13 protein-coding genes and 1 tRNA gene are annotated in these 13,508 nt (G+C 58.4%); 9 read left to right on the top strand and 5 right to left on the bottom strand.

The window, feature by feature from the left end; genetic code table 11:
- Positions 1-107 precede the first annotated feature (107 nt).
- Together M0412_RS10975 and M0412_RS10970 are read left to right on the top strand one after the other, a co-directional pair.
- Positions 108-989, top strand: coding sequence for an AraC family transcriptional regulator (locus tag M0412_RS10975; RefSeq protein WP_269700101.1), 882 nt, complete (start codon positions 108-110; stop codon positions 987-989).
- A gap of 128 nt (positions 990-1,117) precedes the next feature.
- Positions 1,118-1,510: a PRC-barrel domain-containing protein gene (locus M0412_RS10970; RefSeq protein ID WP_046799387.1), complete on the top strand. Its 393-nt coding sequence runs from the start codon at positions 1,118-1,120 to the stop codon at positions 1,508-1,510.
- A gap of 118 nt (positions 1,511-1,628) precedes the next feature.
- Here M0412_RS10970 and M0412_RS10965 read toward each other — a convergent pair whose 3' ends face one another.
- From M0412_RS10965 to M0412_RS10950, 4 genes are all read right to left on the bottom strand, one after another.
- Positions 1,629-1,871, bottom strand: coding sequence for a DUF982 domain-containing protein (locus M0412_RS10965; protein WP_269700100.1), 243 nt, complete (start codon positions 1,869-1,871; stop codon positions 1,629-1,631).
- Between the two features lie 316 nt (positions 1,872-2,187).
- Entirely contained in the window at positions 2,188-2,346 is a 159-nt protein-coding gene (locus M0412_RS10960; RefSeq protein WP_046799460.1) for a YqaE/Pmp3 family membrane protein, read from the bottom strand.
- 148 nt (positions 2,347-2,494) lie between these two features.
- A tRNA-Thr gene (locus M0412_RS10955) sits at positions 2,495-2,570 on the bottom strand.
- A gap of 136 nt (positions 2,571-2,706) precedes the next feature.
- On the bottom strand, positions 2,707-3,669 hold the full coding sequence (locus M0412_RS10950; protein WP_269700099.1) for a nitronate monooxygenase family protein: 963 nt from the start codon (positions 3,667-3,669) through the stop codon (positions 2,707-2,709).
- A 254-nt stretch (positions 3,670-3,923) separates the two neighbouring features.
- On the opposite strand from M0412_RS10950, the gene M0412_RS10945 reads away from it, so the two are divergent.
- Positions 3,924-5,069, top strand: coding sequence for a hypothetical protein (locus M0412_RS10945; protein WP_269700098.1), 1,146 nt, complete (start codon positions 3,924-3,926; stop codon positions 5,067-5,069).
- A 76-nt stretch (positions 5,070-5,145) separates the two neighbouring features.
- Here M0412_RS10945 and ppk2 read toward each other — a convergent pair whose 3' ends face one another.
- Positions 5,146-6,027, bottom strand: a complete 882-nt coding sequence (gene ppk2 / locus M0412_RS10940) for a polyphosphate kinase 2 (RefSeq protein WP_269700097.1) — start codon at positions 6,025-6,027, stop codon at positions 5,146-5,148.
- 232 nt (positions 6,028-6,259) lie between these two features.
- On the opposite strand from ppk2, the gene phoR reads away from it, so the two are divergent.
- The 6 genes from phoR (at position 6,260) to phoU (ending at position 13,487) form a co-directional block, all read left to right on the top strand.
- Positions 6,260-7,528, top strand: a complete 1,269-nt coding sequence (gene phoR, locus M0412_RS10935) for a phosphate regulon sensor histidine kinase PhoR (RefSeq protein ID WP_269700096.1) — start codon at positions 6,260-6,262, stop codon at positions 7,526-7,528.
- A 195-nt stretch (positions 7,529-7,723) separates the two neighbouring features.
- On the top strand, positions 7,724-8,758 hold the full coding sequence (locus M0412_RS10930; RefSeq protein WP_142840980.1) for a substrate-binding domain-containing protein: 1,035 nt from the start codon (positions 7,724-7,726) through the stop codon (positions 8,756-8,758).
- Between the two features lie 271 nt (positions 8,759-9,029).
- A complete protein-coding gene (pstC, locus tag M0412_RS10925; protein ID WP_142840981.1) occupies positions 9,030-10,514 on the top strand; it encodes a phosphate ABC transporter permease subunit PstC in 1,485 nt (494 codons plus the stop codon).
- Positions 10,511-11,833 (top strand): phosphate ABC transporter permease PstA, encoded by a 1,323-nt coding sequence (pstA, locus tag M0412_RS10920; RefSeq protein WP_142840982.1) that lies wholly within the window; start codon positions 10,511-10,513, stop codon positions 11,831-11,833. The genes pstC and pstA overlap by 4 nt, the downstream gene beginning before the upstream one ends.
- A 14-nt stretch (positions 11,834-11,847) precedes the next feature.
- The gene (pstB, locus tag M0412_RS10915) at positions 11,848-12,663 is read left to right on the top strand and encodes a phosphate ABC transporter ATP-binding protein PstB (protein ID WP_142840983.1); all 816 of its coding nucleotides are present in this window, start codon (positions 11,848-11,850) and stop codon (positions 12,661-12,663) included.
- A 98-nt stretch (positions 12,664-12,761) separates the two neighbouring features.
- Positions 12,762-13,487 carry a phosphate signaling complex protein PhoU gene (phoU, locus tag M0412_RS10910; RefSeq protein ID WP_142840984.1) on the top strand — a complete coding sequence of 242 codons (726 nt, stop codon included), beginning with the start codon at positions 12,762-12,764 and terminating at the stop codon, positions 13,485-13,487.
- The last annotated feature ends 21 nt before the right edge of the window (positions 13,488-13,508 follow it).

The following is a 13,508-nucleotide window of genomic DNA, read 5'->3' as shown; positions in this document are numbered from 1 at the left end:
CTTGGCCGCAGGCCAGCAGTTGCGGGAAATATAGTTTGCCTCTATAAACATGAATAGATTTATCATGTTTATAGAGGCGCCTTTGCGCCTTGCGGGATCAAGAGGCCATGGCTTTCCGCGTGCGGATGGAAAATGAGATCGAGGGCTTTGCCGTCATCGGCGGCCCGCGCTCCAGGGTATGGAACGGCATTGTCGCCGATCTCTGGGATGTGCGTTGCGCGCCAAAAGCGGGCGGCCGTTATGTCGGCAAGGACCCGCGGTTTGTTTTTCTGCTCGATATGGACGGGAGCGATGACGGCCGGTTCATGATGAACCGCTCCCACCGCGACAATTACGGTTCCTCCAAGGCGAACCGGATTTCCTTCGTGCCCGCCGATCTGGATGTGCATGCGGAGCTCAGCAATGTTTCCTTCGTGCGTCATCTCGATCTGCATTTTGATGCGGGTTTGCTGGGCGCGCGGCTGGTGCAGGGGTTTGACCCGCACGGCCTGCTCGATCCGCATCTGATGTTCGAGGATGAGCGCCTGCTGGCGCTGGCCCGGCTGATCGCCGCCGAATGTGATAATCCAGACCCCTTGCATGACCTCTACGGCGAAAGCCTCGTGCTGGCGCTGCTGACGGACTTCCTCAAGGTAAAGCGGGAACCGGTCAAGAAACGCAGCAAGCTCGCTGCCTGGCAGTTAAGAGCGGCGACCGACTATATCCGTGAACATTGCCTGCGCTCTATCCGGCTGGAGGAACTGGCGGAGCTTACCAACCTGTCACAATCCCATTTCAGCCACGCCTTCAAGGCTTCCACCGGCGTGCCTCCGCACCAATGGCAGATGCAGGCGCGTATCGATCGCGTCAAGGAACTGATGATGAGGCCTGACATGGCGCTGACCGACATTGCCATTGCCAGCGGGTTTTCAGATCAGGCGCATTTCTCCCGCGTCTTCCGCAAGATGGTTGGTGTTTCGCCCTCCGTCTGGCAAAAAATCCGCCAATAAGCGCCTTTTTGTTCCATCCTCCTTCAAAAAAATACTGGCCGTAGCGCTTGAAACGCCGCGGAACGATTTCTCCGTCGCAGGGTTTACAAGACGTGACACCAACGAGGAAAATCAAGGAGGAAGACGTCATGTTGCATCAGGAACCCCGCGCCGGACAGGACCCCTATGTCAAGGATACGCCGAGCCTGATCGCCAGCGACAAGGTGGAAGGCACCCGCGTTTATGGCGCTGACGGCAAACATATCGGCTCGATCCAGCGCATTATCCTGGAAAAGCGTGGCGGCCGCGTTGCCTATGCCGTGCTGAGCTTTGGTGGCTTTCTCGGGATCGGCGACGACTATTACCCGCTGCCTTGGGAAAAGCTGCACTACGATGAAGAACTTGACGGCTACCGCATCGATCTCACCAAGGAAGAGATCGAAAACGCGCCGCACTTCGCCAATCTCGACGATAACGATCTGCTGAACGCCAAGGATCGCAAGGTTTATGACTATTACGGCGTCGCGCCCTACTGGATGTAAGGTCCGGCAGAGTTACACGATCCAGCTTCAAGAATGAGAACCGTTCCGGGTATTTCCATACCCGGAACGCCACATAAGAAAACGGCTCCTGAAAAGGAGCCGTTTGCGTTTATCTGCTTTAATGCGGGTTTTTCTGCATCTCGGAAACCGCATCGGTAAAGCATTTACGAGCTTCCTCCGGCGATTTGCGTCCGTCAAGGGCGGCGCGGCAGGCGCTCCTGGCTCTCACAAAGCTTAATCCGCCAATCTTCGGCCAGCCTTCCGTGAGCAACGTCAGCGCTTCGAAGGGGCCGGCGACGACACTCTTGCCGTTCGCCTCAAGATTGACCTCGACCGGTTCTGTCCATCTCTCGTTCTTCATCGTGCACCTCCCAGAGCAACGCGATCCCGAAATACACCCGACAGCGGAGCAACCCATGAACGCAGCCGTGTGTCACTGCGGTTTAGAATATGCGCAAGCGGGTGAATTGACAACGGGGATCAGCGGAAACCGAAAAACGACAGGATTGCCAGCACGATAACGACGAGGCCGACGATGTAGATGATCTGGTTCATGATTTTCTCCTTGGCTGCTTGTCATCACCTTAACGTGAGGGACAAGACGAGGTTCCAGAGATCATAAGAATTTAATCACGTACTAAAATGTTGCGGACGTCCCATTGCGCATGGCCGGGATTTCACTTCCGCAGGATCACCCAGATGGCGTGAATGATGCCGGGCACATAGCCGCACAGTGTCAAAAGAATATTGAGCCAGAAATGCAGGCCAAGACCGACCTGGAGGAACACGCCGACGGGAGGCAGAAGGATGGCGATAAGAATACGAATGACGTCCACGATAACAGGCTTTCTGGTTGAGAGTGACTTGCCGGTCAACGTATGGCGGGCTGTTTGGTTTCACCATGGGCAGTACCTATGGCGTGAAAGATCACCAACGCGTAAGCGAAGCTACGGATCGAACAGTACTGATATCATGGGAAATAAATGGTGCCGCTTACGTGACTCGAACACGTGACCCCGTCATTACGAATGACGTGCTCTACCAACTGAGCTAAAGCGGCCCGAACATGACCCGTCTGTGGCGGATCAGCTTCATGGCGGGCTGATACAGGCAATGCTGACGGATTTCAAGCCTTGAATACGCGGCTTTTGAAATTTCCGCAAAAAGCTTTGCCTGGTTATTGTTTACGGGCGGCGTCAGGCCGTTGTGCAGATGCGATTTTTCGCAGCTTCATATTCGCGTGCCAGCCGATCAACGAGGTCTGCCACCGGCTCCACGGCCTTGACCGCGCCAATGCCTTGGCCGGCGCCCCATATGTCCTTCCAGGCCTTTGCCCCGCCGGTTGCCGTTTCGAAGTCCATCTTGGAGGGGTCCCCTTCGGGCAGGTTGTCGGGATCCATGCCGGAGGCGACGATGGAGCTTTTCAGATAGTTGCCGTGAACGCCGGTGAAATAATTCGAATAGACGATGTCTTTTGCCTGGGCATCCACGATCGCCTGCTTGTAGCCTTCGGAAGCGCGTGCCTCCTCAGTGGCGATGAAGGGCGAGCCGATATAGGCCATGTCCGCGCCCATGGCCTGTGCCGCGAGGATGGAGCCGCCATTGGCGATGGCGCCGGCCAGCAGCAGCGGGCCATCAAACCATTCGCGGATTTCCTGAACGAGAGCGAAGGGTGACAGCGTGCCGGCATGTCCGCCGGCCCCGGTTGCCACCGCAATCAGCCCGTCTGCGCCCTTGCGGATGGCGGAGCGGGCGTGACGATCATTGATGACGTCGTGCAGCACGATGCCGCCATAGGAATGGACCGCCGCATTGACTTCCGGCACGGCGCCGAGCGAGGAGATCACCACCGGCACCTTATATTTGACGCAGAGGCCGAGATCATGTTCCAGTCGGCGATTGGACATGTGCACGATCTGGTTGACGGCAAAGGGGGCAGCCTGACGATCCGGGTGGGCGCTGTTATGCGCGGCAAGCTCCTCGGTAATCATCGCCAGCCATTCGTCCAGCTGGCTTTCGGGCCGCGCGTTCAGCGCCGGGAAAGCGCCGATGACACCCGCCTTGCATTGCGCCAGTGTCAATTGCGGATGCGAAATAATGAATAGCGGTGAGGCTATGACCGGAAGACGCAGATTGTCTTTCAGCACGGACGGCAGCATGTTTCCTCCCATGAATTACGTTTACGCGCACGTAAGTTAATATCGTGTTCGGCGACGGATTGAAAGCGAAAACCACGCCGTATCGGCGTCACAAATCTGCGTTCGCAGCGCCACAATGGATCGATTTTCCCCAAGCCAATCCGGTCTTTATAACAAACGATGCTTGCGGAGGCGCGGCATAGCCGTTACCGAATCGTAAACCAATGGCGCAGCGCCGCATATTTTTGCACAGCGCAACAAAACAAGGATCGGTCGTGAGCGGACTGGAAACGGCAATCAGAAATGCTCTGGAAAAATCGGACAGATCGAACGCCGAAGTTCGTGCACGGATTTACCAATCATCCCGCCAGGCGCTGGAAGCCGGCCTGCGCAAGCAGGGCATAGACGAACCACAGGTCGTCGCCCAGCAACGCCAGCGGCTCGAAAGCCTCATCCATGTCATTGAAAATGAAGAGCGTGACCGGCTTCTAAACAGGGTGGAGCAGCAATTGCGGCCACCACTGCCGGAGAGTGTCGCCCATGATGAACCCTCGGTCGATCCCGTTTCGCAGCCGCAGCACCATGGCGATATGGCCATCGAGCCGGAACTGCGTGGCGAAACGCGTGACGCGCGGCCGGGCGTCGCTGTTGCTGCGGAGCCGCCAAGCGCCGGTCGACGCAATGCAAAGCCATCCAGGAGAGGCTCCAGCGCGGGCGATGCCTCGCTTGCTTTTCGCCCGGAGGGTGCCGTTGGCCGCCGCAAGCGCCGCGGGCTTTTTGCAAGGCTTTTCATATATGTGACGCTTCTCGCCTTTATTGGTTTCGGCGCCTGGTGGGTCTATTCGTCCGGCCTGCTGCTGTCGCCCGCGCAGCGCGATACCAGCGTGCCCAATCCGCCGGCCCAGGTCCAGGCGGAAGACTTCAACGGTGCGGAACCGGCGCCGAGCCTCTCCGCCGGCCGCGGTTTTTCCGATGATTGGGTGGAACTCTTTAATGCCGAGCGCGGCAGCGCCGGAGTTTCGGCCGGCCCGCGTGCCACGGTCGAAAACATTGCCACACCTGCCGGCAAGGCGATAAAGGTAACGTCGAGAAGTGTTTCGCAGGATGGTGCGATCAGCGTCGAGGTTCCGGTGGAAGTCATGCGGGACATGGCGGGCAAGTCCTCGACCATATCCATCACGCTGCAATCATCCAGCGACCGGCAGACGCAGGTTTCCGTCGCCTGCGATTTCGCCACGCTTGGCGATTGCTCACGCCACCGCTTTACGGCCACGGCTGAACGGGCGGACATGCTGCTGAACGCGACTTTCGAGCGCTCGCTAGCGCCTAACGCGCCCGGCAAAATCTTCATCAACAGCGACATCGACGGCAACAGCCGTCCGGTCAATCTTTACTCCGTGCGCATTCTGCCCGGCCAGTAAGGCTGACAGGAAGAATGGCTGACAGGAAGAAAGACAGGCGCCGCCCTCAGGAGGCGCTTGCCATCATCTTCCTGTCTTATTTAAGAAACTCCGGTCCCGACCCCAGTATCTTGCCGTCGATCTCGCCGATCACCTTGTTGTCCTTGCCGTCATATTCGAGTGAATTGAGAATATGGCGGATAAGGTTCACACGGGCGCGGCGCTTGTCGTTGGCGCGCACCACCGTCCAGGGGGCGGCGTCGGTGTGGGTCTTTTCCAGCATCTCGTCGCGCTTTTGCGTGTAGTCATCCCACTTCGTCAGCGCCGCAATATCCATGTCCGAAAGCTTCCAGCATTTCAGCGGGCTGTGGCGGCGATCATGGAAGCGTTCGATCTGCGTCTCGCGTCCGATGTCGAGCCAGAACTTGAAAAGATGGATGTCCTCATGCACCAGCATCTTTTCCAGCCGTGGTGTTTCCTTGAGAAAGCGCTTGTGTTCTTCGGGGGTGCAGAATCCCATGACAGGCTCGACACCAGCGCGGTTATACCAGGAACGGTCGAAGAGAACGAATTCACCGGCAGTCGGAAAATGTGAGATATAACGCTGGAAATACCATTGGCCGCGTTCGGTTTCCGTCGGTTTGGTCAGCGCCACCACGCGGGCGTAGCGGGGGTTGAGGTAGGCTCGGGCCGCAAAGATCGCGCCGCCCTTGCCCGCCGCATCGCGGCCTTCGAAGACCGCCATCACCCGTTTACCGGTGGCCTGCAGCCAGAACTGCACCTTCACCAATTCCACCTGCAGCGCCTCCAGCGCGGCGTCATAATCTTCCCGTTTCATCTTCTTGTCGTAGGGAAAGTCACCTGCGGAGAGTTTTTTGTCCTCCACCCAGTCGGGAAGAACCGGATCGTCGATGTCGAAGCTGCGCGGCTTGCCGCCAATGGTAAGCTCCACCGCTCGCTTCTTCGTGTCTTCGGCCATATTTGTTCTCCGGCTATTGTTGTGTAAAGGCAACTCACCGCCAATGAGTTCATATCCACCGGCAGAATTCAAGTGAAAGAGGAGTGGCGGGACATGGTGCGGCGCCGGGGACGATTGCGGCACAGATTTTGCGCATATACGTTGTGAAAAATGCGCGGTGATGAATCTCTGTCATGAAGCTGGCCTATGAGAATTCGATGCGCTGTCAGGTGAAAGTGGAAAGCAGGCTGAAATGGCAGTCATGGAAGGCGATCGTGGATTAAGGCTTTTGGGACGAAAGCTTGGCCGAAACTGGTTGCCCGTTCTCGTCGTCAGCATGCTGGCCATCGTGGCCGTTTCGGAACTGCACACGCCCTATATGCCGGCCGCCCTTTGGCTCTGCGCCATCATCGCCATTCTGGCGGTTCGGGAGCGGTCAGTGGTGCCCAAAGCCGATGAAGCTGCGGTTGCGGAAACGGATGAACCCGAGGTGCCTGCGGAAAGTGTCATTTCCGGCGTCAGGGCCGGCCTTGCGGTGCTGGATACGCCGGTCTTCATCCTCGACAAGAATGCCAGCGTGCTGTTTCAGAACGGTGCGGCGGAACGGGCGTTCGGCCAGCTTCCGCCCGGCGCGCATATTTCCGCCCGCCTGCGATCCCCGGGCCTGCTGGATGTCATCCGCGAAACCATAACCACCGGCCAACCCAATCAGGTCGAGCATTCGGAGCGTTTTCCATCAGAGCGCGTCTTCATCGTTCGCATTGCCCGGGCGGATGCGGGGGAGGTGGCCGGCCCACCATTTTACATATTGTCGTTCCGCGATGTGTCGGAGCTTCGCCGCATCGACCGGATGCGCAGCGACTTCGTCGCCAATGCCAGCCATGAATTGCGCACGCCGCTCGCCTCGCTGCGTGGCTTCATCGAAACCATGCAGGGTCCGGCTCGCAACGACCCGAAAGCACAGGAACGTTTTCTCGCCATCATGCTCGATCAGGCGACCCGCATGAGCAGGCTGGTGGATGATCTGATGTCGCTTTCACGGCTGGAGCTACGGGCAAATATCGCGCCCGACCAGAAGGTCGACCTCGTCCCCGTCATCGGTCATGTGCGGGACGCGCTGCTGCCGCTCGCCAACGAGCTGGATGTGGAGATCACCCTGCATCTGCCCGACCGGCCGGCGGAAGTGCAGGGCGACCGCGACGAACTGGTGCAGGTGTTCCAGAACCTCGTTGAAAATGCTTGCAAATATGGACAGGAAGGCAAGGTCGTGGATGTCTGGCTCCGCGCTGAACCCGGCAAGCCGGTGGAAGTGAGCGTCATCGACAAGGGGCCAGGCATTCCCGCCGAACATGTGCCGCGTCTGACGGAGCGGTTTTATCGCGTCAGTGTCGCCGACAGCCGTTCCAAAAAGGGAACGGGTCTCGGGCTTGCCATTGTCAAGCATATCCTCACCCGCCACCGTGCCCGCCTCATCATTAAATCGGAATTGGGCAACGGTACGGACTTCACCGTCAGATTCTGACATAAAATATCTGCCAGCTTTTAATGCCGTAAAATTTTATAAATTAAATCAATAATTTAGGTTGTCACAAATCTTTCACTGAAGTGACATAAAAGGATGTGGCTACGGTGGTTAAGAAAAGGTCGCCGAGCGCATGCTTTGAGCGAGTGCCGCTATCGGCCGCGTCCACAAACAAGCCCACGACGGGAGAGACAAATGAACATCCTTAAATTTTCCGCAGCAGCTCTGGTGGCTTCTGTCGCCTTCGCTGGCGCCGCCGCTGCTCGCGACCAGATCCAGGTTGCCGGTTCTTCCACGGTTCTGCCCTATGCCAAGATCGTTGCTGAAACCTTTGCCGAAACCTTCCCGAACTTCAAGGCTCCGGTTGTTGAGTCCGGCGGCACGGGCGGTGGTCTGAAGGCGTTCTGCTCCGGCGTTGGTGAAGGCACCATCGACATCGCCAATGCTTCGCGCGCAATCAAGAGCGACGAACTGGCCGCCTGTAAGGCTGCTGGCGTTACCGACGTTCAGGAAGTGAAGATCGGTTACGACGGTATCGTCTTCGCAATGGACGCATCCAACAAGGACATCAAGCTCGAGCCGAAGGATCTGTACCTTGCTCTCGCAGCTGAAATCGTCAAGGACGGCAAGCTCGTTGCCAACCCCAACAAGAAGTGGTCGGAAGTCAACAAGGAACTGCCTGATGTAGCGATCGCCGCTTACATCCCGGGTTCCAAGCACGGCACGCGCGAAGTCTTCGAAGAGAAGATCATGGCTGACGGCTGCAAGGAAGCCGGCGCTACCGACGCCATCAAGAAGATCGTTACCGATGCCAAGCAGGCAGCTGCAAAGTGCATCGCTGTCCGTAAGGACGGCGCTGCAGTCGACATCGACGGCGACTACACCGAAACGCTGGCCCGCATCGACGCCAACAAGACTGGCCTCGGCGTTTTCGGCCTCGCTTTCTATGAAAACAATGCTGACCGTCTGAAGGTTGCCACTGTTTCTGGCGTTGTTCCGTCCACCGAAACCGTTGCCAGCGGCAAGTATCCGGTTTCCCGCCCGCTGTTCTTCTACGTGAAGAAGGCTCACCTGGGCGTTATCCCGGGCCTCAAGGAATACGTCGAGTTCTTCGTTTCTGACGACATGATCGGCCCGGATTCCCCGCTCGCCAACTACGGCCTGGTTGCTGCTCCGGACAAGGAGCGCGAAGAAATCCGCGCCAAGTTCGCAGCCGGCGCTTCCATGTAATAAAGATGAGGGGCGCGGCCTGCCGCGCCCCTTGTTCCGCCCGGTGCCTCTCCGCTTCGGCGATTGTCTCCGGTTGACAGTTCCGATCCATCGCCATCCACATAATTGTTTATGGATTACAGATGGATAGGTTGTATCAACCTTGACGCTTGCCAGACTTTCATACAGTCAAAAGGCAGGCATCTCTGGATGGTCCAGCGGTCTCGTTTTGATGACTTTTTGATTTGCCCGATATCGCACCGTGCTCTTGAGGCACGCCGAGGGAATTCTAATGAACACATCGATCCTTTTGCTGATACTGGTGCTGATCGGCATCGGCAGTTATCTGCTCGGCAGTCGCCGCGCCATTGCTCTGTCTGGCGGGCGCCCCGCCAGCATGCATTCCCGTGCCGGTTATCACGGCTCCTACGCGGTCGTCTGGGCGGTTTTGCCCGCGGCGTTCATTCTCTGTATATGGCTTGTTATCAGCCCGCTGGTCATCACCTCGGCCGTGCGTGGTAATTTTCCCGAAGACGTGCGCGCCCAGTCCGAGGCGCAGCAAAGCCTGACATATGGCATGGTGAGCTCCATCGCCCGTGGACTTCAGCGCCTGACGGCGGAAGAAACCGCGCAGGCAGATGCGGATACAGCCACGGTAAGGCCGCTTCTGGCATCGAAAGGCGTTGCGATTGCCGGCGATCCCGAGCGTTATATGGTCGATGCGGCCCAGACGCTGAACACGATGACCTCGACAAGCCGCATCGCGATGATCGTCATCGTGCTGGCGGCCGCATTCGCCGGCGCCGCTTATGCGCTGCGTTCGATCGCTCCCCGCTTTCGGGCCCGCAACAAGGTCGAAAGGGTCATTCTCGCATCCCTGCTTGTCGCCTCGTCCATCGCGATCTTGACGACCATCGGTATCGTCCTGTCGATGTTGACGGAAGCCATCCAGTTCTTCACCATGGTTCCGGCACACCAGTTCTTTTTCGGAACCGTGTGGGATCCGCGTTTTGCGGCCGCCGGTGCAACGGACTCGTCCGGCCAGTTCGGCCTCATCCCGCTGCTCGCCGGCACGCTCTATATCGGCTTTGTCGCCATGCTGGTCGCGGTCCCGGTCGGTCTGTTTTCGGCGATTTACATGTCGGAATACGCCTCGCCGCGCCTGCGTTCAGTGGCAAAGCCGCTGCTCGAGGTACTCGCCGGTATTCCCACGATCGTCTACGGCTTCTTCGCGCTGACGACGGTGGGTCCTTTCCTGCGAGACATCTCCACGCAGATCAACGGTCTCGCAACCGGCAACTACGCCAATTTCATCCAGGCGCAGAGCGTCATTACCGCCGGCTTCGTGATGGGCATCATGCTCATTCCCTATGTCTCGTCGCTGTCGGACGATATCATCACCGCCGTGCCGCGTTCGTTGCGCGATGGTTCTCTCGGTCTTGGTGCCACGCGCTCTGAAACCATCAAGAAGGTCATCGTTCCCGCCGCTCTTCCCGGCATCGTCGGCGCCGTGCTGATGACGGCATCGCGTGCGATCGGCGAAACCATGATCGTGGTTCTCGCCGCCGGTGTTGCTGCCCGTCTGCAGATCAACCCGTTCGAACCGATGACCACGGTAACGGTCAAGATCGTCAGCCAGCTGACCGGCGACCTTGAATTCACCTCGCCGCAGACGCTTGTCGCCTTCGCGCTGGGCATCACGCTTTTCGCCATCACGCTTTGCCTGAATATCTACGCGCTTTACATCGTGCGCAAATACCGGGAGCAATATGAATGACCGACATCGTTTCTCCCACAGCCGGCGCTACCGCCGGAAACAACGCCACGCGCCGTGATATCGGCATCAAGCGTCGCTATGCCGCCGAACGCCGCTTCCGTGCCTATGGAATGGCAGCGATTTCCTTCGGCCTGATCTTCCTCTTCCTGCTGCTCTGGTCGGTCGTATCCAAGGGTTACACCGCCTTCCAGCAGACGATGATCACCGTTCCGGTCGAGTTTTCCGAACTGATCATCGATCCGAAGAATGAGCGGGCCGCAAATCCCGCAAAGCTGATGACGGCCAATTATCCCGTTCTCGCCCGCGATGCGGTTGCCAAGGTTCTCGGCGTCGCGCCAACGGACCGCGCCGGTCTTCGCGCCGTCAACGTCATGATCTCCGACAGCGTCCGCACCCAGCTGCGCGACATCGTCGTCGCCGATCCTGCCGTTATCGGCACCACGCGCACCGTCACGCTTCTGGCATCGGGCGATGTGGACAGCGCCTTCAAGGGCCAGGTCGATCTGACGGTGGATGAGGCCAACCGCCGCATCTCGAACCAGCAGCTCGGCTGGATGAACCAGCTCGCCGAAGGTGGCCAGCTTGGCAAACATTTCAACACCGGCATCTTCGTCAACGGCAATTCGAGCCGTCCGGAAGCGGCGGGTGTCGGTGTGGCGCTGATCGGTTCCTTCTACATGATGATGATCGTGCTGGTTCTGTCACTGCCGATCGGTGTCGCAGCTTCCATCTATCTCGAGGAATTCGCGCCGAAGAACCGTTTGACGGACCTTATCGAGGTGAACATCAACAATCTCGCGGCTGTTCCCTCGATCGTTTACGGTTTGCTCGGTCTTTCCGTCTTCATCAACTTCATGGGCTTTCCGCGCTCGGCCTCCCTGGTCGGTGGCCTCGTCCTGACGCTGATGACATTGCCGACGATCATCATTGCCACACGCGCAGCATTGAAGGCCGTGCCGCCGTCGATCCGTGCGGCAGCGCTTGGTCTCGGCGCTTCGAAGATGCAGACGATCTTCCATCACGTCCTGCCGCTTGCCATGCCCGGCATTCTCACCGGCACCATCATCGGCCTTGCCCATGCGCTGGGTGAAACGGCGCCGCTGCTCTTGATCGGCATGGTGGCATTCGTTGCAAATTATCCGACAACGCCAATGGATCCGTCCACGGCTCTGCCGGTACAGATTTACATGTGGGCGAACGAAGCGGAACGTGCCTTTGTCGAACGGACATCCGGCGCTATCATCATCCTGCTTTTGTTCCTCATCGTCATGAATGTTGGCGCAATCCTGTTGCGTCGCCGTTTCGAACGGCGCTGGTAGAGGGAGATTGAGCAATGAACATGTTGTCGGAAGCAGCAGTTGAAAAGGCGCTGGACAAGAAAATGAATGAAGTTTCGTACAAGATGATCGGCAAGGACGTTTCGGTTTATTACGGCGAAAAGCGCGCGCTTTACGACGTGAACCTCAACGTTCGGGAAAATACGGTGACCGCGCTTATCGGCCCCTCGGGCTGCGGCAAGTCGACATTCCTGCGTACCCTGAACCGTATGAACGACACGATCGATGGCTGCCGGGTCACCGGCAAGATCACGCTCGACACCGACGATATCTACGATCAGGCGATCGATGTCGTGGAATTGCGCGCCCGTGTCGGCATGGTGTTCCAGAAGCCGAACCCGTTCCCGAAGACGATTTACGAGAACATCTCCTACGGTCCGCGCATCCACGGTCTGGCCCGTAACAAGGCGGATATGGACCAGATCGTTGAGCAGAGCCTGCAGAAGGCCGGCCTGTGGAACGAGGTCAAGGACCGCCTGCACGAATCCGGCACCGGCCTTTCCGGTGGTCAGCAGCAGCGTCTGTGCATTGCACGCGCGGTTGCCGTCAGCCCGGAAGTGATCCTGATGGATGAACCCTGCTCCGCGCTCGATCCGATCGCAACCGCCAAGGTCGAGGAACTGATCCACGAGCTGCGCGCCAATTTTACGATCGTCATCGTTACGCACTCCATGCAGCAGGCAGCGCGTGTTTCCCAGCGTACGGCCATGTTCCATCTTGGTCATCTTGTCGAAGAAAACGAAACGGACAAGATGTTCACCAATCCGGACGACCAGCGTACGCAGGATTACATCATGGGCCGCTTCGGCTGATTTCCGGCCGGCGCTTTATCGAAACCGAACAAGACTGGTGCCTTTGCCGTGCCCCGCTGGTGTGCACGTGCATGAAGGCCAAGCCGGAGGATTAGACCATGACACAGACAACGACCCATTCGCATATTCTGTCCGCTTATGACGACGAATTGAAGTTCCTGACGCGCCGCATCGCCGAAATGGGCGGTCTGGCCGAGCAGATGTGCGCCGACGCCGTGCGCGCGCTGGTCAATTCCGATGCTGCGCTTGCGCAGAAGGTCATTTCCGACGACGCGATCCTCGACCATTCCGAGCGGGAGATCGGCGACAAGGCCATCGTCACCATCGCCAGACGGCAGCCCGTCGCGGCCGATCTTCGCGAAATCATCGGCACGCTGCGTATTGCTGGCGATCTCGAGCGCGTCGGTGATCTCGGCAAGAACACTGCCAAGCGCGTTATCGCCGTTGCCGGCACCGGCGTGCCGCGCAAGCTCGCCCGCGGTCTCGAACATCTGTCGGAACTGGCGCTGGTGCAGCTCAAGGAAGTGCTCGACGTCTATTCCACCCGTTCCGCCGAGAAGGCCAATGCCATCCGCGAGCGTGACGAAGAAATCGACGCCATGTACACGTCGCTCTTCCGTGAGCTTCTGACCTACATGATGGAAGATCCGCGCAACATCACCACCTGCACGCATCTTCTGTTCTGCGCCAAGAACATCGAGCGTATCGGTGATCATGCGACGAATATCGCTGAGACAATTTATTACATGGCCACTGGCAGCCAGCCGGAGGGCGAGCGTCCGAAGGACGATAGTTCCAACACACTCGGTTCGGTGACCGAATAACAGACAGGCAGAAGCTTGCGG

It is taken from the genome of Agrobacterium sp. O3.4 (genome assembly GCF_041414895.1).
GTDB lineage: Bacteria > Pseudomonadota > Alphaproteobacteria > Rhizobiales > Rhizobiaceae > Agrobacterium > Agrobacterium cucumeris.
This window is presented reverse-complemented; position numbering and strand designations above follow the sequence as displayed.

What these genes read in the sequence shown, in the direction of transcription:
- M0412_RS10970 (WP_046799387.1), top strand. Translation starts at nt 1,118, where the DNA reads ATGTTGCATCAGGAACCCCGCGCCGGACAGGACCCCTATGTCAAGGAT.
- pstC (WP_142840981.1), top strand. Translation starts at nt 9,030, where the DNA reads ATGAACACATCGATCCTTTTGCTGATACTGGTGCTGATCGGCATCGGC.
- pstB (WP_142840983.1), top strand. Translation starts at nt 11,848, where the DNA reads ATGAACATGTTGTCGGAAGCAGCAGTTGAAAAGGCGCTGGACAAGAAA.
- ppk2 (WP_269700097.1), bottom strand. Translation starts at nt 6,027, where the DNA reads ATGGCCGAAGACACGAAGAAGCGAGCGGTGGAGCTTACCATTGGCGGC.
- phoR (WP_269700096.1), top strand. Translation starts at nt 6,260, where the DNA reads ATGGCAGTCATGGAAGGCGATCGTGGATTAAGGCTTTTGGGACGAAAG.
- pstA (WP_142840982.1), top strand. Translation starts at nt 10,511, where the DNA reads ATGACCGACATCGTTTCTCCCACAGCCGGCGCTACCGCCGGAAACAAC.
- M0412_RS10950 (WP_269700099.1), bottom strand. Translation starts at nt 3,669, where the DNA reads ATGCTGCCGTCCGTGCTGAAAGACAATCTGCGTCTTCCGGTCATAGCC.
- M0412_RS10930 (WP_142840980.1), top strand. Translation starts at nt 7,724, where the DNA reads ATGAACATCCTTAAATTTTCCGCAGCAGCTCTGGTGGCTTCTGTCGCC.
- M0412_RS10975 (WP_269700101.1), top strand. Translation starts at nt 108, where the DNA reads ATGGCTTTCCGCGTGCGGATGGAAAATGAGATCGAGGGCTTTGCCGTC.
- phoU (WP_142840984.1), top strand. Translation starts at nt 12,762, where the DNA reads ATGACACAGACAACGACCCATTCGCATATTCTGTCCGCTTATGACGAC.
- M0412_RS10965 (WP_269700100.1), bottom strand. Translation starts at nt 1,871, where the DNA reads ATGAAGAACGAGAGATGGACAGAACCGGTCGAGGTCAATCTTGAGGCG.